The 25,774-nt window shown below is 69.1% G+C and carries 20 protein-coding genes; 10 read left to right on the forward strand and 10 right to left on the reverse strand.

The features are described 5' to 3' along the window. Positions 1-130 precede the first annotated feature (130 nt). Positions 131-772, forward strand: a complete 642-nt coding sequence (locus tag U9J23_RS00920) for a PIG-L deacetylase family protein (protein ID WP_085468804.1) — start codon at positions 131-133, stop codon at positions 770-772. A gap of 6 nt (positions 773-778) precedes the next feature. Here U9J23_RS00920 and U9J23_RS00925 read toward each other — a convergent pair whose 3' ends face one another. From U9J23_RS00925 to U9J23_RS00935, 3 genes are read right to left on the reverse strand one after another with little or no spacing between them, the layout of a single operon-like run. Continuing rightward, positions 779-1,378, reverse strand: coding sequence for a dTDP-4-dehydrorhamnose 3,5-epimerase family protein (locus tag U9J23_RS00925; protein WP_085468749.1), 600 nt, complete (start codon positions 1,376-1,378; stop codon positions 779-781). Positions 1,379-1,414: 36 nt separating this feature from the next. Next, positions 1,415-2,419: a glycosyltransferase family A protein gene (locus U9J23_RS00930; RefSeq protein ID WP_085468750.1), complete on the reverse strand. Its 1,005-nt coding sequence runs from the start codon at positions 2,417-2,419 to the stop codon at positions 1,415-1,417. Between the two features lie 41 nt (positions 2,420-2,460). After that, complete coding sequence (locus tag U9J23_RS00935; protein WP_326600928.1) at positions 2,461-4,599, reverse strand: alginate lyase family protein; 2,139 nt, start codon at positions 4,597-4,599, stop codon at positions 2,461-2,463. A 140-nt stretch (positions 4,600-4,739) separates the two neighbouring features. On the opposite strand from U9J23_RS00935, the gene U9J23_RS00940 reads away from it, so the two are divergent. Together U9J23_RS00940 and U9J23_RS00945 are read left to right on the forward strand one after the other, a co-directional pair. Next, positions 4,740-6,119: a phenylacetate--CoA ligase family protein gene (locus U9J23_RS00940; protein WP_326600930.1), complete on the forward strand. Its 1,380-nt coding sequence runs from the start codon at positions 4,740-4,742 to the stop codon at positions 6,117-6,119. Positions 6,120-6,184: 65 nt separating this feature from the next. Next, on the forward strand, positions 6,185-7,522 hold the full coding sequence (locus tag U9J23_RS00945; RefSeq protein ID WP_229579924.1) for a putative glycoside hydrolase: 1,338 nt from the start codon (positions 6,185-6,187) through the stop codon (positions 7,520-7,522). Here the strand turns inward: U9J23_RS00945 and U9J23_RS00950 are convergent. Genes U9J23_RS00950 through U9J23_RS00965 form a run of 4 tightly spaced genes read right to left on the reverse strand, consistent with a single transcriptional unit; the run spans position 7,500 to position 13,928 of the window. Continuing rightward, the gene (locus U9J23_RS00950; protein ID WP_326600932.1) at positions 7,500-9,854 is read right to left on the reverse strand and encodes a glycosyltransferase; all 2,355 of its coding nucleotides are present in this window, start codon (positions 9,852-9,854) and stop codon (positions 7,500-7,502) included. The genes U9J23_RS00945 and U9J23_RS00950 overlap by 23 nt on opposite strands. After that, positions 9,833-10,918: a glycosyltransferase family 4 protein gene (locus U9J23_RS00955; RefSeq protein WP_085468751.1), complete on the reverse strand. Its 1,086-nt coding sequence runs from the start codon at positions 10,916-10,918 to the stop codon at positions 9,833-9,835. Before U9J23_RS00955 ends, U9J23_RS00950 begins: the two co-directional genes overlap by 22 nt. Next, the gene (locus U9J23_RS00960) at positions 10,915-12,420 is read right to left on the reverse strand and encodes an O-antigen ligase family protein (RefSeq protein WP_085468752.1); all 1,506 of its coding nucleotides are present in this window, start codon (positions 12,418-12,420) and stop codon (positions 10,915-10,917) included. Before U9J23_RS00960 ends, U9J23_RS00955 begins: the two co-directional genes overlap by 4 nt. Beyond that, positions 12,417-13,928, reverse strand: a complete 1,512-nt coding sequence (locus tag U9J23_RS00965) for a hypothetical protein (protein ID WP_326600937.1) — start codon at positions 13,926-13,928, stop codon at positions 12,417-12,419. Before U9J23_RS00965 ends, U9J23_RS00960 begins: the two co-directional genes overlap by 4 nt. Before the next feature lie 209 nt (positions 13,929-14,137). Here U9J23_RS00965 and U9J23_RS00970 point away from each other — a divergent pair, with 209 nt between their 5' ends. The 4 genes from U9J23_RS00970 to U9J23_RS00985 are packed head-to-tail and all read left to right on the forward strand — an operon-like array spanning position 14,138 to position 19,761. Continuing rightward, positions 14,138-15,529, forward strand: coding sequence for a polysaccharide pyruvyl transferase family protein (locus U9J23_RS00970; RefSeq protein WP_326600939.1), 1,392 nt, complete (start codon positions 14,138-14,140; stop codon positions 15,527-15,529). A gap of 47 nt (positions 15,530-15,576) precedes the next feature. Then, positions 15,577-17,145, forward strand: a complete 1,569-nt coding sequence (locus tag U9J23_RS00975; RefSeq protein ID WP_229579922.1) for an oligosaccharide flippase family protein — start codon at positions 15,577-15,579, stop codon at positions 17,143-17,145. Next, entirely contained in the window at positions 17,132-18,412 is a 1,281-nt protein-coding gene (locus U9J23_RS00980; RefSeq protein WP_326600942.1) for a GNAT family N-acetyltransferase, read from the forward strand. The genes U9J23_RS00975 and U9J23_RS00980 overlap by 14 nt, the downstream gene beginning before the upstream one ends. A 2-nt stretch (positions 18,413-18,414) precedes the next feature. Next, positions 18,415-19,761, forward strand: a complete 1,347-nt coding sequence (locus U9J23_RS00985; protein WP_229582243.1) for a glutamate-1-semialdehyde 2,1-aminomutase — start codon at positions 18,415-18,417, stop codon at positions 19,759-19,761. Between the two features lie 3 nt (positions 19,762-19,764). On the opposite strand, the gene U9J23_RS00990 is transcribed toward U9J23_RS00985, so the two are convergent. After that, entirely contained in the window at positions 19,765-20,265 is a 501-nt protein-coding gene (locus U9J23_RS00990) for a PaaI family thioesterase (RefSeq protein ID WP_326600947.1), read from the reverse strand. A gap of 92 nt (positions 20,266-20,357) precedes the next feature. On the opposite strand from U9J23_RS00990, the gene U9J23_RS00995 reads away from it, so the two are divergent. After that, positions 20,358-21,560 (forward strand): MFS transporter, encoded by a 1,203-nt coding sequence (locus U9J23_RS00995; RefSeq protein WP_059382120.1) that lies wholly within the window; start codon positions 20,358-20,360, stop codon positions 21,558-21,560. Positions 21,561-21,574: 14 nt separating this feature from the next. Here the strand turns inward: U9J23_RS00995 and U9J23_RS01000 are convergent, their stop codons facing one another. Together U9J23_RS01000 and U9J23_RS01005 are read right to left on the reverse strand one after the other, a co-directional pair. Next, positions 21,575-23,125 (reverse strand): Rieske 2Fe-2S domain-containing protein, encoded by a 1,551-nt coding sequence (locus U9J23_RS01000; protein ID WP_059382121.1) that lies wholly within the window; start codon positions 23,123-23,125, stop codon positions 21,575-21,577. 52 nt (positions 23,126-23,177) lie between these two features. Then, positions 23,178-23,993, reverse strand: coding sequence for a hypothetical protein (locus U9J23_RS01005; protein WP_059382122.1), 816 nt, complete (start codon positions 23,991-23,993; stop codon positions 23,178-23,180). Positions 23,994-24,056: 63 nt separating this feature from the next. Between U9J23_RS01005 and U9J23_RS01010 the strand changes: the two genes are divergently transcribed. Both U9J23_RS01010 and U9J23_RS01015 read left to right on the forward strand, forming a co-directional pair. Beyond that, positions 24,057-24,872, forward strand: coding sequence for a lysophospholipid acyltransferase family protein (locus U9J23_RS01010; protein WP_059382123.1), 816 nt, complete (start codon positions 24,057-24,059; stop codon positions 24,870-24,872). Positions 24,873-24,927: 55 nt separating this feature from the next. Beyond that, on the forward strand, positions 24,928-25,764 hold the full coding sequence (locus tag U9J23_RS01015; RefSeq protein ID WP_106201615.1) for an HAD family hydrolase: 837 nt from the start codon (positions 24,928-24,930) through the stop codon (positions 25,762-25,764). The last annotated feature ends 10 nt before the right edge of the window (positions 25,765-25,774 follow it).

Below are 25,774 nucleotides of genomic sequence, written 5' to 3' on the forward strand. Positions count from 1 at the left end.
GTGCGGGGTCTACCGTCGGCCTGGCCTCCGTCGCCGAAGACAAGGTGTTGATCATGAAAGTGCTTCTGTCTCCCACCGTTTGCGCTCTCGGCCGCAGCACCGAGGGGGTGTGGGAGTCGTGATCGAGCTGATGCCGCGCAACGTTCGCGAGGTCGCGCTGTTCGGCGCCCACTGCGACGACATCGCCATGGGGGTCGGCGGCACACTGCTGACCCTGTCGGCGGCGTGCCCGAACCTGCGCGTGCGTGCCTTCGTCCTCTCCGGCGGCGACACTCCGCGCGAGATCGAGGAGAACCACGCGCTGCGAGCCCTGTGCCCCGGTGCGGACGTGATGGTCCGCGTGCTGGACATCCCGGACGGGCGTGCCCCGGGGTACTGGGAGGGAATCAAGATCGCACTCCAGTCCTTCCGCTACCACACCGAACCCGACGTGGTGTTCGCTCCACAGCGCGCCGACGCGCATCAGGACCATCGGTTGCTCGCCGAGATGGTGCCGACGGTCTTCCGCGACCACCTGGTCCTCGGCTACGAGATCCTCAAGTGGGAGGCGGACACGCCGGCCACCTCCGTGTACCACCCGCTCACCAGGGATGTCGCGGCGGAGAAGGCGCGTGTGCTGCTCAAGCACTATCCGTCGCAGACCGATCACGACTGGTTCGACGAGGAGTCGTTCCTGGGCCTGTCCCGTCTCCGCGGGGTGCAGTGCCGGTACCCGCACGCCGAGGCGTTCGTCCTGGAGAAGGCGGTCGTCCGGTTCGGCGGACAGGGCTGAGCGCCCTCACCACAACACGTCGGCCGGGTTCTCCGTGGAGGGGAGCCCGGCCAGCAGGTTCTTCCAGCTGCCGGCCGCGGCGTCACGTGCGCTGATCGTCGTCACCGGCAGTGGCCAGACGATGCCGAGGTCCGGATCGTCGTGCGCCACTGCGAGATCCTCACGCGGATCGTGCGGCCGGTCGATGCGGTAACAGACGTCGGTGACGTCGGCCAGCGCCTGGAAGCCGTGCAGGAAGCCCGGCGGTACGAAGAGGTGGGCAAACTCGACGTCGTCGAGCAGGAATGCCTGTGCGCGTCCGAAAGTGGGCGAGCCGGGGCGGATGTCGACCAGTACGTCGTGGATCGCCCCGTGCGCGCAGCGCACCAGTTTTGCCTCCCCGTCCCCGGAGCGGCCGTGCATGCCGCGCACGACGCCCCGGGCCGAGCGGGACTGCGAGTCCTGCACGAAATCGGATGCCCGGACGGCCGGCGAATTCGGACGGCTCCGGAGGTAGTCGTCGAATTCGGCCGCGTCGAAGGTGCGGGTGAACAGACCTCGATCGTCGCGGAACGGCTCCGGGCGGAGAACGAGAACACCCGCCAGGTCGGTGGTGTCGATACGCATCGCAGGTCTCCCTCGTCTACGGGATGGGAAGGTGCGTCAGACCGGCGCGTTCAGACGGACGGCCACCCGACCGGCAGCACTCGTCAGTCGCTGCTTTGCCGGGTACAGCATCCGGACCGGGCCGGGCGCCACCGTGACGGACGCGAGCGCGACCGCGGCACGCAGGGAACGCCGGTGGGTGAAGGCGTCGCGGGCCGCGATCCGGGCGGCGGGCAGATCGTTGCGGAGGAAGGCGGACCGGGCCCGGCGCAGTGCCTGGTCGTAGCGGAGCCGGCGCACCGTCTCGTCCAGGGCCTCGTGCTCCTCGGGAGTCGTCGCCAGGGCTGCGCCCGCCTGGAACGACCGGATCAGCTGCCGTTCGAAGGTCGCGACGGTGGTCTCGTCCCGCGAATCCGAGTCGCCGCGCAGGCGGTACCGGGCCAGCCGGTCGGGCAGCATCTGCACCTCGAAACGGTCGGCGAGGCGGAGCCAGACGATCACCGACTCGTCGACGTCCTCGATGCCCGACGCGTAGGCGTTCACCGCGGACCACGCCTCGCGCCGGATCGCCGCCGTGTAGTAGGGGACCTCGCCGCCGAGGACGTCGAGCAACGAGAGGCGTCCGCGCCCCCGGCGGTTCCCACCGGCCCCGATCGACCGCATGTATCCGGTGGGCAGCAGTCCCTCGGAATCGGTGAACAGGTGGGCGTCCACCGCGACGGCGTCGATCTCCGGCCGGGCGTCGAGCACGGCACCGACCCGCGTGCAGAAGCCCGGCATCAGATGATCGTCGCTGTCGAGAACGCACAGGTACCGCCCGCGTGCCGCCTTCGCCGCCGCGGCGATCCCGCCCGCGTAGCCGCGATTCTCCTGTCGCACCAGGATGATCCGCGGGTCGTTCAGGTACCGCCCGACCACGCGGGCCATGTCGTCCGACATGCCGTTGTCGACGATCACGTGTTCCCAGTCGTCCCGTTTCTGCGCGAAGACGGATTCGATCGTCTCGGCGACGTAGTCCTCGGTGCGGTAGGCGGTGGTGAGGAAGCTGAAGGTCGGTTCCATGCTCGGACTCCTCGGAGAAACTGTGGGGATCAGGCGGGTGCTCAGGAAACGGGGTGGGCGACGTCCTCTCGCTGCACGTGGCCGGGCGGATCGCCGCTCGGCAGGAGGGTGTGGAGGTGGGCGCCGTCCTCGTCGCGCCATCGGACGGTGATCGCGTCGTCGCGCAGGTCGACGCCCAGGTCCGACACCGCCGGCTCCTCGGCATTGCCCGGCGTCAGTGCCGTCACCAGCGCGACCGGGGTCTGCGCGTGCACGACACTGCCGACGAGCCATGCGGGGACGCGGGATTCGAGCCGGTGCGACCACCAGCCCAGGTTCGTGTCGGTGTCACCGCGGATCTCGCTGCGGACCGGTTCTCCGGAGGACGCGGCGTAGGCGAGCTGCAGGACAGGGGAACCCTCCCGAAGGGCGAGATGGCCGCACCCGGCGGGCCGGACGTCGAGGGAGGGGTGCAGCGGCCAGGCGGTGCGGAACTCGTGGTGGCCGGTGCCGGTGAACAGGTCCACCACCACGGCGGTGACACGGTCGGGTGGTGCGATGAGCCACCTGCGGTGCACGACGGGTTCGTCGAGCCGGAGGTAGCCGTCGTGTTCGGCGTCCACGACGCCGGCTGCGGTGTCCACGGAACGGGTGTGCACCCGCGCGTGCCGCCGCCAGAGGAAGGCGCCGCCGATGACGGATTGGTCGAGTCCGTCCACCGAGGCGGTCGGGTGGGCCCGCGTGCCCCGATGTGCGGACCGCCAGTCGGGATGGCCGTAGTAGCTCGTCACGCCCGGATGTCCGACGAGCTCGTGGCCGTCGGCACTCAGGGTGACCGCGAGGGCGTCGGCGTGGCCGTGCGCCGCGATCGACAGGTATCCGAGCGGACCGACGTCCATGGTGATCCGGCGTCGCCCGGAGCGCAGCACCACGAGGCCGCCGTCGGGTGCGTGGAAGCTGCCGAGGGGTTCGCCGCGGGCGGACGCGTCCTCGGTGGCGTCCGTGGCGGCGGCGAGCCACCCGGCGGCCGGCGGACACGTGCCGGCCCGAATCGCGTCGGGCGTGCCCAGCACGGATCCCACGAGACCGAGGTGATCGCGGACGGTGCGCACCGGCGACGCGTCGAGGCGCAGGGCGAACCCTTCGTCGTCGTCCCCGTAGCGCGGTGCCGGGTCGTGGTCTCCGACCACCGCTGCGAGATACCGGGCGCTGCGCGTGACCGCGTTCGTGAGCAGGACGGGCGCGTATCCGTCACGTCGCCGGAGCATCTCGGCGACGAGGAGCAGCAGTTCGGCGGTGAACATCTGATAGCCCACGGCCTGTTCGGCGCCGCTGCCGTCGGGCAGAATCTGCCGGTCGGCTTCCGCGCACAACGCGGTGACGGCATCGCGCTCCCATCGCGGGGAGGGCCGCAGATCGGGGAACAACAGCGCCACTGTGGCGAGACCCGCGAGTTCACCGATGAGGTGATTGTTCGCCGAGCTGTACAACGAGCGTTCGGCCCAGCACCGGCGGGCGCTCTCCGCGAGCATGCACACGACGGCGCGGAAGCGGGCGACGGTGAGACGCGGACTGTGCCGCAGTCCCTGCAGCGCGACGGCCACCGAGATCGCGCGGATGCCCGCTTCGAATGCTCCGCGCCAGGCGATGCCGCGTCCGGGGGGATTGGCGGCGATCCACGAGTCCAGCTGGTCGAACGCCTCGGCGGCGTAGCGATCGTCGCCGTTCAGGAGCCAGGCCTGCGCCAGCCACGGAAGGTGCTGCAGCCGGTTCAGTTCCCAGATCCACTTCGGGTCGCCGGCCGCGGTGCGGTGATCGATGCGGTGACCGGGCAGTGTCGGCCAGTCGATCCCGCCGATGGGGTCGTGATTCCAGTCGATCTCCGGCCCGAGTGCCGCCTCCGGATAGCCGAAGTAGGCGAAGCGGTGGTCGAGAACCCGATCCGCGGCGACGAGCGTCGCGGTGGCGATCTCGCTTCCGGCGAGGGCATCGGCCTGTTCGGGGTCGAGGAGGACGGGGCGGCCCTCGGCTGCACGGAAGCGGTCGAGGGTGCCGCACCAATCGAGATCGGGTCCGACGAGCTGGGCTTCGGTGAACGATCGGGACGGAAGTCGCTGTCCGACCACGCGACGTATCCGCCATTCGATCTCGGCGGCTTCCATCGCGCGGAGCCGATGCGCGTACCAGGTGAGTCGTTGCACGAGACCTCCGTTACGAGGTGATCGACAGGGGAGCTGCACGGTCCGGAATCCCACCGTAGCAAAATCAGAGTCTGTAGATTGCCGCTTAATCAGACTACAGGTATGTTTAGCGCGAGCGTATCCGAACCGAAGGTGGTCCCATGGCACCTCCGAAGAAACTCGTCGCCGTCCAGCACCGCGTGCGACGCATGCATCCCCTTGCCACCCCGATGAGCCGTGAACTCCGCAGGATCGCCACGGCGAACCCCGACGAGATCCGCGCCTTCCAGGAGGGCCGGCTCCGCGCGATGACGCGATGGGCGGCCGTCGCCTCGCCCTTCTACCGGCAGTGGTTCCGCCGCGAGAAGGTGGACCCGCGCGGGATCCGCACCCTCGACGACCTGCGGCACCTGCCCGTCCTCCGCCGCAACGACCTGATGGAGCGTCCCGAGACGTTCCGGGCCTATCCCGCGCGCACGATGTGGGAGGCCCATTCGAGCGGGACGTCGAGCCGGGCCGTCACCGTCTACCGAACCCCGGGCTCGTCGGTCTACGAGATGCGGGTGCTCGAGCGACAGTGGAGCTGGTTCGGGCTCCCGCACGCCCCTCACCGGGTGACGCTGGGCGGCAGCGACTTCGCGGCCGACCGTCCCGGAAACCCGACCGAGATCGTCCCCGGCGCGCGACAGTTGCTGGTGTCGAGCTACCGGCTCACCCCCGACGACCTGCCCACGATCGTGCGGGACATCCGCAGGTTCGGTCCCGATGCGATCGACGGCTGGCCGTCGAGCATCTGTCTGCTCGCGGAACTGCTGTACGAGCACGGGGAGCGCCTCCCGATGCGCGCCGTCCTCACGTCCTCCGAGACGATGCGGTCCGCCCAGCGCGCCCTGATCCGCGAGGTCTTCGGCGGTCCGATCGTCGATCACTACGGTCAGACGGAGCGCGTCGCGATGGCGGGCACGTGCGAGGCGGGCACGATGCACATCTTCCCCGACTACGGCATCGTCGAACTCGAACCCGTCCCCGGTGTCCCGGACAGATGGGAGATCATCGGAACACCCCTGCACAACTGGGGATTCCCCATCTTCCGCTACCGAACGGGTGATCTCGTCGGACCGGCACCGGCAGGCGGGTGCGCGTGCGGCCGGGCGTTCCCCACCCTCGGAGCCCTCGACGGGCGGGTCGAGGATGCGTTCACCACCGTGGACGGCAGGCCGCTTCCGTTGCCGTCGACCGTGATCGACGACGTCACCGGTGTCCGCGAAGCTCAGATCGCGCAACTCGCTCCCGGACGGTTCGAGATCCGCATGGTTCCGGGCGTGGGTTTCGACGCCGAACGCATCGAGCAGCAGTACAGGCGCAACGTCGAGCGTCTGTTCGGCCCGGGGCAGGAACTCCGCGTGGTGACCCTGGACGCCGTACCGCGCACCGCATCCGGAAAACTCAAGACGGCCGTGGTGGAGGGCGGGGGAGACCGCGCCGTTCCGGCGGCCGTGGCCGAGGCCTTCGCCGGCTATCGCCTGGGCCCGGGAGAGTGAGGCGTCATCCCGTGAACAGGAGAACGGGACGCCACGCCGGCTTGGGAGGAGCGAAGGGCCGTACGGTGTCCCGCATCCTGTTCGTCGTGCTCGTGACGACGTCGTCGCTGTCGTGTGCGGCCCCGACCGCGCGCGACACCACCGCGGACGCGGCATCGACGGCGGTGATGTCCCTGCCGGGCATGCCCACGACCGCGGCGGCGACCGGTGAGCCGACCTTCCCGAGAACCGCCACCTACTATCTCGATCAGGATCGCCTGCCCCCGATGGAGGAGCTCGCCCGCTACGATCTCGTGGTTCTCGATCACGAATGGGCACATCGTGTTCCGGAGTCGTATTTCGACGGGCTCCGGTCGCGGAATCCGCGCATCCGGTTGCTCGCATACATGAACCTCGTCGACCTTCCGGGAGCATTGGGATCGCCGGGATACTGGGCCGACCGGTACGCACTGTGGCAGTTCGACGGTCCGAACAGCAGCACCTTCCCGGAGGAATGGCTCGCCATCACGGCGTCCGGGGAGCCGGTCAGCGAGTGGCCCCGGACGACGATGACCAACCTCACCGACGTGGCGCCGCAAGTCGACGGCAGGATCTATGCCGAGTACGCCGCGGAGTGGGTCGCCGATCAGGTCTGGTCCACCGGGATCTGGGACGGTGTCCTCCTCGACGTCTGGGGAGATCGGATCTATTCGGCCGACGCGGACGCGTGGGACATCGACGGCGACGGTGTGGACGAACCGGATTCGCAGATCTACGGTCTCGATGGGCCGTGGGCGCGGGGACTCACCGTGGCGGAACGGATCATGAGGGAGCGCATGCCCGGCGCGATCATCGTCGCGAACGGTGACCGCAGCCCGGTCGACGGCCTGCTCGACGGACGGGCCTGGGAGAGTTTCGCGGATCCGATGGCGGATCGCGACCCGGGCATGGACCTCGACATCTATCTCGAGACGACTGCCGGCGAGGGGCACCGGCCGCCGGGAATGTGGATGACGATCGACCGCCTGGGTGCGGGCCGGAGTGTGGCGGACACCTATCGACGAGCCCGCTTCTTCCTCACGGCCACGCTCCTGAGGGACGGCTACTGGGCGCCGATGCTCCTGCACTACGGCAGCACCGCCTACTACGACGAGATGGACGGCGCGGGACTCGGTCCCGGTTATCTGGGTCTGCCCGTCACCGACGCGGCTCTGCAGGGCGACGCGGGGCGGGCCGTGCTCCGCCGGGACTTCGAGAACGGGATCGTCCTCGTGAACAGCGGCGACAATGCCGAACACGTGTACCTCGAGCGCCCCTACCGTCACCTGCGGGGAACGCAGGACCCGAGTGTCAACGACGGCAGCATCACCGAGGAGGTCGTGCTCGAACCGCTGGACGGACTCATCCTCCTGCGGACGGACTGACCCGGACCGATCTGCCCGTCAGTTCGGTGAGCAGGGTTTCGAACGACCGCGCGGTCCGGGAGATCCGGTACTCGCGTTCCGCGCGTTCGCGGCCGTTCGCGCCGAGGCGGCGCGCGAGTGGCCGGTCGGCGGCCAGCACGCACAGTCGTTCCGCGAGTGCCGAGGCGTCTCCGACCGGGACGAGGAAACCGTCGGTCCCGTCGGTGACCATGTCGGGCAGGCAGCCGCATTCGGTGGCCACCACCGGAAGCCCGGCGGCCATGGCCTCGATGACCGTGATGGGCGCACCTTCGTGGACCGACGACAGTGCCGACACGTCCAACCCGGGCAGCAGTGCCCGGACGTCGCGGCGCACCCCCGTGAACACGGTCCGGTCGGCGATCCCGAGATCGTCGGCGAGCGAACGTAGTTCGGACTCCCTCTCACCACCACCGATGACCAGCAGTCGCAGCTCGGGGTGGGTGCGGGTGGCGATCCGCACCGCCTCGAACAGCACCTGGTGGGCCTTCTGATGGCTCAGCCGCGCGACGATGCCGACGGCGAACGCGTCGGGGGGCAGTCCGAGCACTGCGCGTGCCCGGTCGCGGTCCTCCTCGGTGGGTGGGTCACCGATGTCGATCCCGTTGGTGATGACCACTTCTCGTGTGCGCGACCACGGCCGGCGGGCGACCCCCTCCTCGCGGCGCAGATAGTCTCCCTGACGCGGTCCCAGCAGTACGAGGGCGTCGGAGAGGAAGAGGGTGGACACCGCCCACCGGGGAAGACACCGCTTCCCGATGCTCGTCAGATCCATATCGTGCGCGGCAACGAGATTCGCGGGTGTCCCGGTAAGTCGCGCTGCGAGCCTGCCGAGGGCCAGGGCGGCATGGTGGTGGTGTGTCACGAGCACGGCATCGGTGCGGTCGGTACGCAGCATGCGCACGAGCCGCGTCAACCGGCGCGGATCGTAGGGGCCGGATCGGGGGACGACCTCCACCTCGAATCCCGCGCGCCGGTACTCCTCGGCGAGCGGACCTGCTTCGCGCAGGCATACGAGACGGGGGCGCACGACCGACGGATCGAGGTGGCGGAACACCTCGAGCATGAGGACCTCGACGCCCCCGACGAATGTCTGGTCCAGCACGAGCGTCAGACGGACGGGGTCCGTCCGTTCGGCTCGCTCCGCCGGCCGTGCGGGTCGCACGATTCGGGACCGTGCGGGTCGCACGATTCGGGACCGTGCGGCTTGCATGAGGGCGGTCTGGGCGCCCTCGACGCTTCGGAGGAGTGTGAACTCCGATTCCACGCGTTCCCGCGCGGCCCGCCCCATCTTGCGGGCGAGTTCGGGATCGTCGAGCAGTTCGAGCATCCCGTCGGCGAGTGCGCTTTCGTCGCGGGCCGGGACGAGCCGGCCGGTGACCCCGTCGACCAGCATCTCGGGGACGCCGCCGACGGCCGTGCACACCGCGGGGCGTCCGGACGCCATGGCTTCGAGCAGGGCCATGGGGAAGCACTCGATGCTGTACGAGGAGAGGGCGACGAGATCCAGGGCGCGGAGGATGCGCGGGATGTCGCCGCGCGCACCGGTGAAGACGACGTTCGCGCGCAGACCGGCGGCGTCGACGATCGCTTCGAGGTCCTCGCGGCACGGACCGTCGCCGATGACGAGGAAACGGGCGTCGGGGCGCACGTCGACGACCCGCCGTGCGGCCCGGAGGAAGCAGGCGTGGTCCTTCTCCGGACGCAGCGCCGCGACGATGCCGACGGTGGGGGCGTCCGTCGGCACCCCGAGGTCGGGCAGCACGCTCCGATCGTCGGTGGTGTCGTACAGCGACGGATCGACCCCGTTGTACACGACGGTGATCTTGTCGGGCGGGTAGCCGAGATCGTCGGTCATGAACGCGCGCTGGGCCTCGGCCACACCGAAATAGGAGTCGGTGATCGGATCGAGGCACCGGTCGATCATCTGCCGGAGCCGGCCGCGGGGTTCGGGATCGCCGCAGTGGTGGACCCACACCACGACGTGCGGAACCCGGGCGAGGAAGGCCGCAGCCCGTCCCAGCGTCTCGGCGTTGTATCCCCGCGTGATCACGATGTCGGGACGGAACCGGCGCATCTGTCGCACCAGATCGACCAGGGCGCGCACCACCTGCCGCTTGGTCCTGCGCAGCGCCGTCGCTGGAATCGACGATCCGGCCAGATCGGAGAACAGCGCGCCGGGCTCTCCGATGCAGACCGCACACGAGGTGAAGCGCTGTGGGTCGAGTCGCGGGAGCAGGGTGGTGACGTGCCGTTCGGCACCGCCCACACCGAGATCCGGCACGACGTACATCAGTCGCAGCGGACGGGACATCTGCCGACCTCTCTGTAGAGGGCGTCGAAACGCCGTGACACGACGTCGACGTCGAATTCCGTGCACACCCGACGCCAGGCGCCGGCGCCGAGACGGGCCCGCTCCCCGTCGTCGGTGACGACCTTCCGGAGGGCGGCGGCGAGCGCGTCGGGATCGTCGGGTGGGACGAGGATTCCCGAATCGGCGTCGACGAGATCGGGGATCCCGCCGACCGGACTGGCCACCACGCACAGCCCGGCCGCCATGGCCTCGAGGATCGCCATCGGCTGACCTTCGTTCCGGGACGGCAGCACGAGGATGCGGCTGTCCCGGAGCAGTCCGGAAACCTTCTCGGGCGCCGTCCATCCCGCGATGGTGACGGTGTCGTCGATCCCGAGTTCGGCTACCTGCTGTGCGGCCGCCTCGACGGCACCGTCACCGGCGATCGTCAGATGGGCGCCGGAGACCGCTCCTTCGTGCGCGAGTCGCGCCCACGCCTCGAGCAGGACGAAGGTGCCCTTGCGTTCGCCGACTTCGCCGAGGAAGAGCACGTTCACCGGTCGTCCGTCCGGCAGTTGGGAGACGGGCGTCCGGGGCCGGACGGCATTGGGAACGACGACGATCCGGGCGCGGGGTGCGATTTCCTGTAGTCGGCACGCCCACCTCTCCCCGAGTGCGACCACTGCGTCGGCCTCGGTGAGGGTCGCGCGGATGACGGCCCGGGCGGGCTTGGGGCACAGGGAGTAGAAGCGGTGGAACTCGGCGCCGTGGACGTGGAGGATCACCGGGATGCGGGCGGCGCGTGCAATCCACGCCAGCGTGGCCTTCCGGACGAAGCTCCCGTACGAGGCGGTGTGGAGGTGTACGACGTCGGGTCGCCTCCGGATCACCGTGTAGGTGAACGAGACCAGCCCGACGGCGAAGGCGACGATCCGGAGGGGGATCGAACCGTTGCGATGTGTGCCGATGTGTTCGATGTGCCAGTCGCTCCACAGTTCGGTGCCCTGCATCGTGCGGACGAACGAGGCGACACCGCCTCGGGTCGACGTGCTGGTGGAGACCCACAGCGCCCGTGGGGCATTCATGACGAGACCTCCTCCGGGGATCTCTCGGGATCCCGCTTCCTCGGGACGAACCGGTCGGACCATCCGATCGCCACACCGGCGATGAGCAGTGCCATCGCGTTGGTGACATCGAAATTGCGGAGTTCGGCGGTGAATCCGGTGACGAGCAGGCAGAGCACGGCGAGGACCGCCGCGATCGCGAGCGGCTGCCCGGTGAGCCGGCCCGGTGGCAACCTGCGGTAGGCGCGGACGAGTCGGGCGACGAGCAGCACGAGCACCGTGATCCACAGCAGCCCACCGACGATGCCGAGTTCGGCGAAGATCCCCAGTTCCGTGAAGTGGGCGTCGATGCCGAATCCGCCCTCCCACGGGATGCTCGGTCCCCACGCCCGGTGGAAGAAGGTGTTGACGGACACGAAGCGCGCGACACCCCATCCGGTGAGTGGTTCCTCGCGGATCGCCCAGAAGGCCGTCGCCATCGCGTTGAGCCGGTCGTGGATCTCGCTCGTCGAACCCACGCCGCCGGCCTTCCGGTCGGCGCTGGTGAAGGTCGACCAGTTCATCGCGACCGCGACCACCATCGCCGTGGCCGTCAGGGCGAAGGCGCGACGGAAGCCGCGGGCACACAGCAGGCCGACGAGGACGACGATCCCGAACGCCAGCCACACCGCGCGTGTATAGGTGAGGAAGACGCCGTAGGCGCAGGCCACGGAGATCACGGCGGCGAGTCGCCGGAGCCAGACGGGTTCGGATCTCTGCGAGGCCAGGACGACCGTGACGATGAAACCGAAGATGAGGATCGTCCCGTTGCCGACGGGCTGATTGGTGACACCCACCGCGCGGCCCGGCCAGTGCTCGTTCTCGAGCATGTAGCGCGGCCACACCAGAGCGGTCGGACCTTTGAGCTGGAAGATGCTCATCATCGCCGAGAACGCCGCGATGCCGGTGACGGTCCAGAGCATGCCCCGCACCGCACGCTCCCGGTCGAAACTCAGGCGGCCCATGACGAAGACGGCGAACGGGATGACCGTGCCGATGATGATGAAGCGCGACACCGAGGTGGGCTGACCGGTCAGGGGAACCACCGCGGGGAAGCGGTGCGAGGCGAACATCGACCAGAAGTTCCACAGGACGAACAGACCCATGAAGATCTCGAGCATGCCCAGCTGCCGGATGCGATCGGGGCGCACGGTGATCCAGAGCCCGAACGACCCCAGCGCGACCGCGAAGAGGAAGACGAACAGATCCACGGGCAGCATGGGGATCTCGGGTGTGGGGAGCCGGAAGAACATCGCGACGATCAGCACGAGCACCGCGGTGGCCGGGTGGTAGACCGCCGCGGCGACGACGGCCAGTCCCACCGCTCCGGGCAGGATCAGCGCGAGCAGTTCGCCCGGGAGGACGAATGCGGCCAGGGCCGCGGCGACGAGCAGGCCTGCGGCAGTGACGGCCCTGAGTGCCGGCCGTCCGAACCGGGCTCCCGACGATCGGATGCCCGGCCGGACGGCCCCTGCGGTGGTCATGGTGTTGCACCCGGCTCGCCGGACAGCAATATCTCAGCGCCCCGGCCGGGGCGATGGCCGTTGGACGAGGTCGTCGTCGTGTCGGGACAGAGACTGTCGATCTGTTCGTAGCGCACCGTGGCGAGGGACTCGCCCCGCCTGCCCCGGCGGAACAGACGGCGGACGAGCGAGCGGCCGGTGCGGGGGTCGACGAGTACGGCACCGAGCAGTTCGGCGTCGGCGAGCAGTTCGACGGCCTCCCGGGTGGGACCGACCCGTCCCGAGCGCCGATCCAGGACGAGCACGGTCCGGTCGCTCACTACACACGCGGAGTGGGCGAACGAGTCCTCGGTGAGCGGCGGGACCTCGACGATCACGAGGTCGGCGTCGGCCCGGAGTCGCCGCAGGAGGTGGGTGAACCGTTCGCGGTTGAGCGGGGCGTCCGGATCGTCGAGGAGATCCCGGACGAGCGCCGTGCGTACCGCGACGGCATCGTCGGCCGCGGTGCGTTCCTGCACCGTGACGGTGTGCAGGTCGGCGTGGAGCAGGACGACGCGCTCACCCTCACCGGCCCAGAATTCGGCGATCGCCCGTGCCACCTGACCGGTCGCCGGTGTGCGGTTCGGTGATGCGACCGCCAGGGTCCCCGGCCGCGGTATCCGGCGGTGTCCGGCGCGGGTCGCGAGGCGGACGAAGCCGAGATGCCGCGCGCGGCCCTTGCGGCGGCTTCCACCGCGAGGGATCTCGACGACCGGATTCACTCCCGTCCTCGTGTGCACGTCGTGCGAGGTGCCGAGGGTGGGGGAGAACAGGGCGGCGAGCACTGCGGCGACGGAGCCGAGGACGAGGCCGCCGAGAAGTCCGACCAGCACGTTGCGGGACATGCTCGGTTCCGACATCGCGATGCCGGCGTCGGGCTGCAGGACCTGGAGCTGGTTGGTCGAATCACCCTGCAGCTGCTGGATCAAGGTCTCGAGTTCGATGATCCGCTGGGTCGTGTAGGCGGGATCGGCACCTTCGGTGAGCAGCCGGCGCCGTTCGTCCAGTTGGCTGCGGAGTGCATCGAGGGAGGCGTCCTTCTCGGCCCGCCGCACCGCGTCGACGTCCCACCGGAAGTTCGTGGCCAGTGCCAGGGCGGCGTCCTTGGCCCCCACATCGGTGCCGGTGGTGGCCTCGACGAAGATCATCGAGCTCGCCGCGGCGGTGCGTGCCTCGAAGGTCGTGCCCGGCGGAAGGTCGGTCGAATCCCGAAGTCGCGCTTGGTAGGCGGGATCGTTGAACAGGTCGATGTAACCCCGCACCATGACGGCGTCCTCCTCGGGGACACGTCCCGGCGAGGAGACGATCAACACCGTCCGGCCGGTGTAGCTCGGTTCGGCGGTGTAGGTGCTCACGGCCGACGCGATCACGGCTCCGAGCGTGATGAGAAGGACGAGGGGCCAGAAGCGGCGGATGCGTTGAAGTTGGATCCCGACGGTCGTCGCCGTGTCGAGTGTATCGGCGTCGGTCGTGGTGCTCGTGTGTGTCATGGGGTACCCCAGGTCCTCGGGAGACGACGCTTCAAAAACAATCTCTGAGTCTCTTTTTACACGATAGAACAGAGTTCTAGTTTGTTAAATCCCGAGCTTGGTGGATTATGGATTCAAACCGTACCCCTGAGACTGATTCTGAGTATGCTTCGCTACACCGCACCGCCGGGAACTCCCGGACCCTCTCTCATCGAGGATCGGATCATCGGATGATCGACAATCATTTCGGACTGCACTCGGACGAACCGGCCGCGCGACCGGTCCGCATTCTCATCGAGAGCAGCGAGTACTGGCTTCGCAACAACGGCGACCTGGCGATGCTCGAGGTCACGATCACGCGCCTGCGTCGCAGATGGCCCGACGCGCAGATCGGCGTGCTCACCGACATCCCGCTCCTGCTCCGCGCCTACCACCCGACGGCGAAGGGGATCACCGTCCTCTCGACCGACCCCTGGGCCGAACCGACGGTCGCGGAGGACTTCTTCGCCGCACTGGGACCGCGCATCGTCGGCCCGGTCGCCCTCGGCGCGGTCCGCTTCCGGGTGTGGTTTCCGCAGAAGGCGCGCGGACTGCGCCGGCGGATCGAGCGGCTCCTCCACACGCGTCTCCCGTCCGAACAGGCCGTGGAAGCGCCCGTCTCCGCGAGTGAGGCGGCCGCTTGCCGCCCGGTGCACCCGGGCAGCGCGGCCGCCGTCGAGAAGGCCTCCCTCCTGCTCGTGCTCGGAGGCGGCTACATCACCGATTCCGATGCCGCCCAGGCCCACCGTGTCTTCACCCTCATCGAGCACGCCTGCGACCACGGTGTTCCCGTCGCCATGGTCGGCCAGGGCCTCGGACCGCTCGACGACCCCCTCCTGCAGAAGCGCGCGGCCGAGGTGATGCCGCGCGTCGACTTCGTCTCCCTGCGGGAGAACCTCCGCGGCCCGGTCATCCTCGAACGGGCCGGTGTGCCGGACGATCGAATCCTCGTCACCGGCGACGACGCGATCGAACTCGCCTACACCGAATGCGACACCGGCCCCGGAACCGACATCGGCGTGTGCCTGCGTCTCGCCGCCTACGCACCCGTCTCGGAGATCGCCCGCGACACCGTCCGCAGGGTCGTACAGGCCGTGGCCACCGAGTACTCCTCGACGCTGGTGCCGCTGATCATCGCGGAATACCGCTCCCAGGATCGCCGTTCGACGCTGCCCATCGTGCGCGGAGCGGACTCGGTGGCCGAACCGCCGCCCCGGTACACCTCGCCCGGACAGCTCGTCGATCAGGTGTCGAGGTGCCGCGTCCTCGTGACCGGCGCCTACCACCTCGCGGTGTTCGCCCTCTCGCGGGGAATCCCCGTGGTCGCCCTGTCGTCGACCCGCTACTACGACGACAAGTTCCGCGGCCTCGAGGACATGTTCGGCGGTGGCCTCACCCTGCTGCACCTCGACGATCCCGCGTTCGGAAGCAAACTCGCGGATGCGATGCGCACCTCCTGGCAGCAGGCGGACGAGGTCCGCGGTCGTCTGCGTGCCCGTGCCCGGGAGCAGATCCGCCTGGGACACGTGGCCTTCGAACACGTCTTCGCGCTCGCCGAACGGGCGCGGGTCGAGAACCACTGAGACCACTGGGATCACCGAGCAGTACAGGTCGGAAGGATGTCGCCGGAGTGAGCAGCACGACCCCCGAAGAGACGGACCCTGCGGGCCGGCCGGTGGAGACCGGCCCGTCCGGGCGGTCGCTGATGTCCTCGATCGGACGGGTGGCCGGCGCGTCGACCGTCGCGTTGCTCTTCTGCGAACTGGTCTCGCTCGCCCAGACCGTCGCCCTCGCACGCCTGCTCACCCCGGCCGAGATCGGCATCTTCGTCGCGGGAACGGTTCTCACGACCTTCTTCGGCACATTCGTCGAAGGCGGACTGCGGTCGGGGCTCATCCAGCGCGACACCGACGTCGCCGACGCGGCCGAGACCGTCTTCCGCGTGACCCTGCTGGCCGGGATCGTCATGAGCATCGGCGCGCTCGCGGCCGCACCCGTGATCGGGGCGATCTTCGACAGCACCACCGCGGGCCTGGTCGCCGCCGCGACCTCCGGAGTACTGCTGGTCTACTCGGTCGCCAACGTGCCGGAAGCCATGCTGCAACGCGAGTTCAGCGTCAAGAGGCGACTGATCGTCGGGCCCGCCGTAGCCGTCAGTTACGCGACGGTCGCGGTGTCGACGGCCGCCCTCGGCTGGGGCGTGTGGAGCATGGTGGCCGGCACCTACGTCTCGTACATCACCCTGGTGATCTCCGTCTGGGCGATCACCAGTTGGCGGCCGGGTCGCGGCCGTGCCTCGTTCGTCCTCTGGCGCGAACTCGCCCGCTACGGAGCACCTCTCGTACTCGGAATGATCGGATCACGCGTGCAGGCGGCGACCGAGGCGGTGGTGGTCGGCCGAGGACTCAGCGCCTCCGACCTCGGTTTCTTCCGGTACGGCCAGCGGATCGCCCGGATCCCGGCCATGGCGATCATCGAGATCGGCTCAGTCGCACTGTTTCCCGCTTTCTCTCGGATCGCCAAGGATCCGGACCGACTCGTCTCGGCCTATCTGCGCGCCCTGCAGTGGGCGACCATCGGAGCCGCCGCGTGTTCCGGACTGATGATCGCCGCCGGCACGCCCGCCGTCGTCGTCGTACTGGGGGAGCCGTGGCGCGGCGCCGGACCGGTGGTCGTCGCCCTGGCCGGTCTCAGTCTCGGCAAGGCGTTCATCTGCGTGAGCGAGGAGATCATCAAGGGATGTGGCCGGACGGGCCTGCTGAACTGGTACACGCTCACCGAGGTCGGTGTGGGCCTGGTGCTCCTGCTCGTGTTCGTCGGTCTGTTCGGCCTCGTCGGAGCAGCGCTGTCGGTGTCGATCACGGCCATCGTCGTGGGGATCGTCGTCATGGCCCTCGCGAAGAGATGCATCCCCGTGTCGCTCTCGCAGCTCGCCGGCGCGATCCTTCCCCCGTTGCCCGCCGCGGCAATCGCGACGGTGGTGCTCTGGTTGTTCGAACACCATCTCGCGCACAGTGATACACACCCCACCCTCGTTGCCGTCGCCTTGCTGGCACTCGACGCACTCGTCTTCGCAGCCGCCTATCTTCTGGCGCTCGGCGTGTTCGCGAGATCCGCCACGACCGACCTGGTCGGCACGGTCCGCCGACTTGTCGCAACCGCCGTCAGGACGAGGAGGGATACCCGTGTCGATTCCTAGAGCCCATCCCGAGAAACAGGGTTCCGCCGATCTCGCCGCGGTCGCGCGATCCGGGGAGGTGGTCCGGCTCCGGCCCCCGCGGTTCTCGGACCATCGGGAGTGGCGCCGGATCCGCCTGCGCGATCGGGCCATCATCGAACCGTTCTGGGCGTCGAGTCCGCTGTCCTGGGAGGCGCGGCACACCCAGGAGGAATGGGTGCAGGAGTGCCTGCACCTGCGCTCCTCCCGCCGGTCGCGCGGTTTCGTGATCGAGGTCGACGGGCATTTCGCCGGACAGGTCAACCTGTTCGGCATCGATCACGCGAGACGCTCTGCGGAACTGGGTATCTGGATGGATTCGGCGGTGGGCGGCCGGGTCATCGGGCACCTCGCGGTGTCCATCCTGATGGATTACGCGTTCACCACCTTGGGGCTGTACCGGCTCACCGCTCCGATCTGTGTCGACAACCTCCCGGCCGCCCGCGGCGCGGACCGGATCGGGTTCGTCCGGGAGGCGACGATGAAGAAGTCCTTCGCAGCAGGAGGTCGTCGCAAGGACCACATCCTGTTCGCCATGACGGCCGACCGGGTGCCCGGTGGGGGACTGACCGCGCGGTGGTCCGATCCCTCGACCCCCGTCGTCCTGCCGGTGTGTTCCGTCGACCGGCGCATCTCGCCGAGAAGTCTCACGACGGGCTGCCGCTACGTGCTCGGCACCGCGAAGCGGCTGGCTCCCGGGCGAACAGCGCTGCAGGCGGCGCCCGCCCACGTCAGTGGGCTGATCCTGCGACCGGTCCACGCCCTGTCTCCCCCTCCGCTGCGGCGACCCCGTCGGGACGACGAAGCCGTCCTGGAAGGGGTGTGGCAACCGAGCTCACCGTGGGCGGGCTGGTCGGGGCACGCCTTCGGTTACCGTGTCGAGAAGGCCGGTCGGCACCTCGGCACGGTCGGTTTCGAACCGATCGATCTCGTCCGGCGCGACGCCACGCTGCGGGTGGACGCGACCGGCGACGACAATCACCCGGCGCTCCTGCAGGCAGCGGAATGGCTGCTCGACCGGGCGTTCGGGGTGCTGAAGATCGAACGGGTGCAGACCGGGGTCGACTCCTGCAACGCGGTCGCGGCCGGTTTCGCGAAGGCGCTCGGGCTCACCCTCGAAGGCCGGATGCGGGGCATCACCACACCCGACGACCGGCTGCGCGATCTCGACCTGTGGGCGAAGGTCGCGGACATCCACTCCGACAGCGAGACACGCAGACTCGATCACGCGACCCCCGTGGGAGAATGACGATGACCGAATCCGTCGACATATCGGCCAAATTCGACAGGTCCGCGCGTCTCCAGCGGCGCCTCCACGAACTCGTGCCCGGCGGTGCCCACACCTACGCCCGCGGTCCGGACCAGTATCCCGAACACATGACGCCGATCCTCACCCACGGGGACGGCGCACACGTGTGGGACGTCGACGGGAACCGCTACGTCGAATACGGGATGGGGCTGCGGTCGGTGACGCTGGGACACGGCTACCGCCCGGTCGCCGAAGCCGTCACCGAGGCCGTGCGGCGTGGGACGAACTTCAGCCGCCCCACCCTCCTCGAAGTCGAAGCGGCCGAAGATTTCCTGTCGCTCGTGCCCGGCGCCGACATGGTCAAGTTCGCCAAGAACGGATCGGACGCCACCACCGCGGCGGTCCGTCTCGCGCGTGCCGCCACCGGGCGCGATCACATCGCCGTCTGCGACCACCCGTTCTTCTCCGTCGACGACTGGTTCATCGGCACCACGCCGATGAGTGCGGGCATCCCGGAGAGTTCGCGATCGCTCACGCTGCGCTTCCGCTACAACGACCTCGCCTCGCTCGACGCGGCCCTCACGTCGCACCCTGTGGCGTGTGTCGTCCTCGAAGCGGCCACTGCCACAGCAGAACCCGCACCCGGATTCCTCGAGGGGGTGCGCCGGCTGTGCGATCGTCACGGCGCGCTCATGGTGCTCGACGAGATGATCACCGGTTTCCGCTGGTCGGAGCGCGGGGCGCAGTCGGTCTACGGCGTGCGGCCCGACCTGTCGTGCTGGGGCAAGGCGATGGGGAACGGATTCCCGATCTCCGCGCTCGCCGGTCGCCGCGAGTACATGGAACTCGGCGGACTCGGCACCGACGCCGAACGGGTCTTCCTGCTCTCGACCACCCACGGACCGGAGACGGCGTCGCTCGCGGCCTTCCGCGCAGTGGTACGGGCGTACGAGACCGAGCGGCCGATCGAACGGATGGAGGCCGCCGGAACGCGCCTGGCCACCGCCGTGAACGCGCTCTCGGCGGAGATGGGACTCGACGAGTACGTGCGGGTGGAGGGCAGACCGTCCTGCCTGGTGTTCTCGACGCGAGGACCCGACGGGGTGCCCTCGCAGGAGTACCGGACACTGTTCCTGTCCGAACTGCTCGACCGCGGGGTCCTGGGCCAGTCGTTCGTCGTGTCGGCGGCGCACACCGACGACGACATCGACCTCACCGTCGCCGCGGTGGACGCCGCGCTCGTGGTGTACCGGAAGGCGATCGACGCCGGGAGCGTCCGGGGTCTGCTGCGCGGACGGCCGGTGGCGCCTGCCCTCCGCCGCTTCGCGACCCCGCGGCGGTTGCCGTAGAGGTCAGCGCAGGATCAGGCAGGTTGTCGAGCCCGTCGCGAGCAGTCGGCCCTCGGAGTCGCGGGCCTCGCCGCGCGCCGTCGCGGTGCGTCGTCCGGTGTGCTCGCAGAAGCCCTGCACGCGGATGACGCCCTTGCCGGTCTGCACCGGACGGACGTAGCGCACCTGCAGGTCGAGGGTCGTGTACCCGACCCCGGCCTCGAGGGTGCTCGACACGCAGAAGCCCATCGCGGTGTCGAAGAGGGTGGCGAGCACGCCGCCGTGGATGCTGCCCACCGCGTTGGCGTGGAACTCCTGCGGCTCGAGGGTGACCTCGGCGAAGCCCTCGCCGGCGTCGGTGACGGTGAAGCCGAGCGTGCGGGAGGTGGGGTGATGCGGGATCGTCCCGTCGATCAGCCCGCGCAGGAAGTCGAGTCCGTGCATGTCGCGGTTGGCCGCCGACGTCGGTGCCGGGTCCCCCCACGTGTAGGTACGCTGCCGCTGCTGTTGCTCGTCCGTGCTCACGATGACCGACCGTATCCCACCTCCGGAGGGGTGACATGTGGAGCCGAGCGTGCCATTCTCGATGCATGCGCCGTCGATGTTGATCCGATCCGGTGACCTCGCTGTCCGCGCGGGTGGTCGCGTACGCGTCCGTCCGCGAGTTCGTGCCGCTCTACGGCCTGTACGCGCTGCTGTTCGAGGACCACGGTCTCGACACCCGCTCCATCTCGTCGCTGTTCGTCCTGTGGTCGGTCGTCGCCTTCGTCTCCGAGGTGCCCTCGGGCGCGTGGGCCGACACCGTCTCCCGTCGCGGACTGCTGTTCGGCAGCGGTGCCCTGCTCACCGCCGCGTTCACGATGTGGCTCGTCTGGCCCGGCTACTGGGGGTTCGCGCTCGGCTTCGTCCTGTGGGGCGTCAGCGAGTCGATGAAATCCGGCACCTTCGAGGCCCTCGTCTACGACGAACTCGCCGCGCGCGGGTGCGAACACCGGTACGCGGCGATCATGGGATACGCCAACGCGGGTGAGATGACGTGTGTCTTCGTCGCGATCCTCACGGCGGCACCGCTGTTCGAACTCGGTGGTTACGCGCTCGTGGGCTGGGTGTCGGTCGCGATCACCGTCGTCGACATCGCGCTCGTGGGAACGCTTCCCGCCGCGCCGAAGGTGGAGGAGGCCGACGAGATCGCCGGCAGCGGAGACACCGTCCTCGTCCGGTACATGTCGTCACTGCGGTCCGGCACGTCCGAGATCCGCACCGACCGGGCGGTGCGACGATCGGTCGTCCTCGCGGCAGCCCTGCTCGCCTGCCTCGCCTTCGACGAGTACTTCGCTCTCCTCGCACGCGAATCGGGAGCCGAGACCGGATTCGTGCCGGTGCTGGTCGCGTTGACGGCCGTCGGACAGGTGGTCGGTGCCGCGACCGCCGGATGGACGGCGACGATGAGCGGCCGCACCATGGGTGCCGTCGTGATGGTCGGATCGGCGCTGATCGCCGGTGGCGCCCTCGCCGGAGGGATCGCCGGATTCACGGCGATCGGTGTGGGCTACGGCGCGCTGCACAACACGGCGATCGTCGCCGAGGCGCGCCTGCAGGACACGATGTCCGGTCGTGCCCGGGCGACCGTCTCGTCCGTCGTCGGCCTGACGAGCGAGGTGCTGTCGGTGGCGATCTTCGCCGCCTACGCGCTCGGCTCGCTGTGGTTGCCGATGGCGGTGCTGGTCGCGGTGACGGTGCTCCCGCTGGTCGGGCTGGGCGTGGTCGCGCCGAGGCTGTTGCCCGCGGCGCGACCCGCCGGGACCGAGCAGGGTCGGTGACTATCGGATGTGGATCACAGCTTGGTGCTGCGCAGTTCGTGACCCTTCGAGGTCTTGCAGCGGCCCGATTCGAGATCCCACTGCCAGCCGTGCAGATTGCAGGTCAGCGTGGTGCCGTCGACGACACCGAACTTCGACAGGTCCGCCTTCAGGTGCGGGCAGCGACGCTGGATCTCGTAGCCGCCCAACTCGATCGACGCCGAGTCGTCGTGCGCCTCGGCGAACCAGCCGTCGGCGTACGCGATGCGCTCGTCGGTCAGGCACTTGAAGAAGGTGTAGAGGAACTCGTTGTATCCACCGATGCGCCAGGCCGTGAACCGGGTGGACAGGAAGATCGTGTTGACCCAATCGGGCTCGTCGTCGCGCAGAACCGTGCGCACGAGCTCGGGAGCGATGCGGAAACCGTAGCGGTACTTGCCTTCTCCCTCGATGGGTTCGCGCACGACCCGCTTGGGGAAGTCGAGCACCACGGTCTCGTCGCCCATCACCAGGCCCACCGGATAACCGATGCCGTCGCAGATGAGATCGGACTGGGCCATGATCGGCTCGAACTTCGCCTTGAGCGCGGGCAGCAGCGGCTCGCCCTCGGCGGGAGCCCAGGTCGCCTTCTGCGCCGCGATCACCGGCGCGAAACGCTGCGCCATGTCCTCGATGTAGGCGGCCTTGTTCGTGAAGATCGCCTCGACCTGCTCGTCGGGGATCGGGTGCGTGAGCGTCATGTGCTCGCTGCCCTTCAGATCCACCACCGAACCCGGGATCATGAGCAGACCGCCGTCGCGGCCGTGGATGCGCAGCTGCTCGAGGAAGACCTGCTGGTCGGGGAAGATGTTGCCCTCGTCGCCGTGGTCGTCGTTGAGGTCGCGCAGGTCGTCGTCGAGGAAGACCGGCGGGCCGGCCGACGGCACGATCCACGTCGCGTCGACCTGGTCGATGTAGCTGCGGCAACGGTCCATGCCGCGCTGGCGCTTCTGCTTGCCGAAATTGGCCTTGGTCTTCTTCGGGATGTCGTAGACCATCGGGTACCAGATGGCGCCCGAGTACTGCAGCAGGTGGATGTCGATCTTCCCGAACGCCTCGTGCATGACGTCCATGTCGATCGGCCGCGCATCGTTCATGTTGAACACGGTCGACTCGCCGTCGGAGACGATGAGGCCCGAGTCGCCGATCGGTCCGTCGGCCGGCGCGCGCAGCGCGATGATCATGATGTCCAGATCACCGCGGGGGCCGCTCACCGTGTGCTTGACGGAGTCGGTGGTCTCGAAGAACTTCGTGAAGCCGAGCTTCTCGAGTTCACGACGCAGATCCGGCACCGGGTAGTCGGGCAGCAGGACGGTCGCGTCCTTGTTCACGTACCTGCTCAGCGTGTCGGGATCGAAGTGATCCTTGTGCAGATGCGAGACGTACAGGTAGTCGACGTTGCCGAGAGCGTCCCAGTCGAGACCGGTGTTGTCCGGGAAGGGCACCCACGAGGCGAAGTACGCGGGCGTGACCCACGGATCGCACAGGATGGACCCCGCTTCGGTCTGGATGTGGAAACCGGCGTGTCCGACGCTGGTGATCTGCACTTCGTACCCTCCTGACGTGCTGACCGACGCCTACCAGGGTAGGCGCCGCCCATCAGTCCACTGCGCCCAGGCAGTACCCGTTGCTCCCCGTCGTGAGCAGGACCACCAGGTCACGGGGTGTACCGGCCTCCACGATCGGAATCGTCACACTCGCGTACGCCTCCGAGATCGGGGTGACGGAGGCGGCCGCGGCGTCGAAGGAGTCGAGGTCGCCGAGGACGTCGGGATCGGTGGCCAGCGGCGGCACTCCCGGGTTCCCGGTGCCCCACGGATCCCACGTGCCCCGCGCCTCGCACACCAGCGGGTACCGCTCCTCGGTGTCGTCCGGGTCCACCGGCGCACCGATCACCCGCCCGAGGAATCGTTCGACGGCGTAGCGGGCGTCCTCGTCGGTGTAGCCCGGCGCGCCGGTCGGGTTCACGTACGGGCATGCGTAGCCGGATGCGATCTCGCTGCGCAGGACGGACACGTCGACACCGCCGGCCGACCACGTCACCGCGTACTGGCCGTCCCTGCCCGGCTGCTGCACCGCTGCGGTGATCGCGTCGACGTCGGCGTACATCTGCCGGGCCCGTTCCGGGGCGATCGTCCAGCACCTGCCGACGACATCGGTGCCGGCGACGAGATCGTTCGTCCACGCCTGCAGCGCCACGGTGGCGGCGGGATTGCCGGGGACGTCCCCGACGACCACCGTGGGCGCCGCGGCGGAGGCGGTGGTCTCCTCGACGGATTCCACCGCGCTCGGTTCCGGACTCTCGGTCGGGATGCCGGACTGCCCGTCACCCTCACAACCGGTGACGGTGAGGACGACGGCGACGGCGAGACCGGCGAGGGCGAATACGTCGGGCTTTCGGGCGAGGGTGCGCACAGCATTGCCTTTCGACGATGATCACGGTCGTTCCTCCACCGGAGCCCCGCTAGGCTGACCGGCGTGGAACCCTTCTATCGGACCATCATCGGTGTCGCCCGCACGCTCTTCGCAGCGCAAGGGCTGAAATTCTCGATCACCGGGGAGGAGAACATCCCGGAGACGGGTGGTGCGGTCATCGCGATCAACCACACCGGCTACATGGACTTCACCTACGCCGGGATCCCCGCCCGCGCCACCAAGCGGTACATCCGCTTCATGGCGAAGAAGGAAGTCTTCGACCACAAGATCTCCGGCCCCATGATGCGCGCGATGAAGCACATCCCCGTCGACCGCGGCGACGCCGGCGAGTCCTATCGACTCGCCGTGGAGGCGCTGCGTGCCGGGCAGCTCGTGGGCGTGTTCCCGGAGGAGACGATCAGCCGCAGCTTCGAGCTCAAGGCATTCCGGTCCGGTGCGGCCCGGATGGCGAACGAAGCCGGTGTCCCGGTGATCCCCATGGTCATCTGGGGGTCGCAGCGGGTGTGGACGAAGGGCCATCCCAAGCGGCTCGGACGTACGAACACCCCGATCACCATCGAGGTGGGCGCCCCCATCCAGCCGTTCGAGCCGGCCGCGGAGATGACCGCGCAGCTCCACGCGACCATGGAGGAGATGCTCCACCGGGTCCAGGACGGCTACACCCACGAACCCGGTGCCTACTGGGTGCCCCGCCGGCTGGGCGGATCCGCGCCGACCCTCGAGGAGGCGACCGCCCAGGACGAGGCCGCAGCCGCCGAGCGCCGCGCGCGGAAGGCACGCGAACGTGCCGCCCGTGAAGGTGCCGCCGGTGACGGGAACGACGACGCAGGCGGCGACCGCGGTACTTCGGCACAATGACGGAGTGAACGCACAGTCGAGTCGAGAATCGCATCGGGACCACGGCACGGACGCGGTGCGTCCTGCGTCCACGGACGAGCCGCGTCCCGGGTTGGTGGCCACGGACGTGGACGGCACCCTGATCGACGACGCCGAGAAGGTGTCCGATCGGACCCGCGCCGCGGTGCATGCGGTGGTCGACTCCGGTGTTCCGTTCGTCCTGGCCACCGGCCGCCCGCCGCGCTGGATCGCGCCGGTGGTCGAGGAGTTGGGTTACGCGCCGATGGCGGTGTGCGCGAACGGTGCCGTGCTCTACGACAGCTCCACCGACCGTGTGCTCAGCGCCGCGGTGCTCGAGGTCGACGAACTGGCGTGGATCGCCGAGGTGGCCTCATCGGTGCTTCCCGGTTGCGGTCTGGCCGCCGAGCGGGTGGGGGAGCGGGCCCACGACGCGGCGACGCCGCAGTTCGTCAGCGCTCCCGGTTACGAACATGCCTGGCTGAATCCGGACAACACCGAACTCGCCGAGCACGAGGTGATCGGTGAGCCCGCCATCAAGCTGCTCGTCCGGCTCCCCGGTGCGACCAGCCGGGAGATGGCCGAGGCTCTCGTGCCGAAACTGCACGGGCTGGTCGACGTGACCTATTCGACGACCCACGGGCTCATCGAGATCTCCGCGGCGGGGGTCACGAAGGCGTCCGGTCTCCAGGAGATGGCCCGGTTGCTGGGTGTCTCCCACGAGAATCTCGTGGCCTTCGGCGATATGCCCAACGACATCCCGATGTTGTCGATGGCACGCCACGGTGTGGCGATGGAGAACGCACATCCGGAGGCGAAGTCGGTTGCAGACGAAGTCACCGCCACCAACGTCGAGGACGGGGTGGCCCGCGTTCTCGAACGGTGGTGGCGGTGACTCGTTCCTA

The organism is Rhodococcus sp. PD04 (genome assembly GCF_035918275.1).
Classification (GTDB): Bacteria; Actinomycetota; Actinomycetes; order Mycobacteriales; family Mycobacteriaceae; genus Rhodococcus; species Rhodococcus rhodochrous.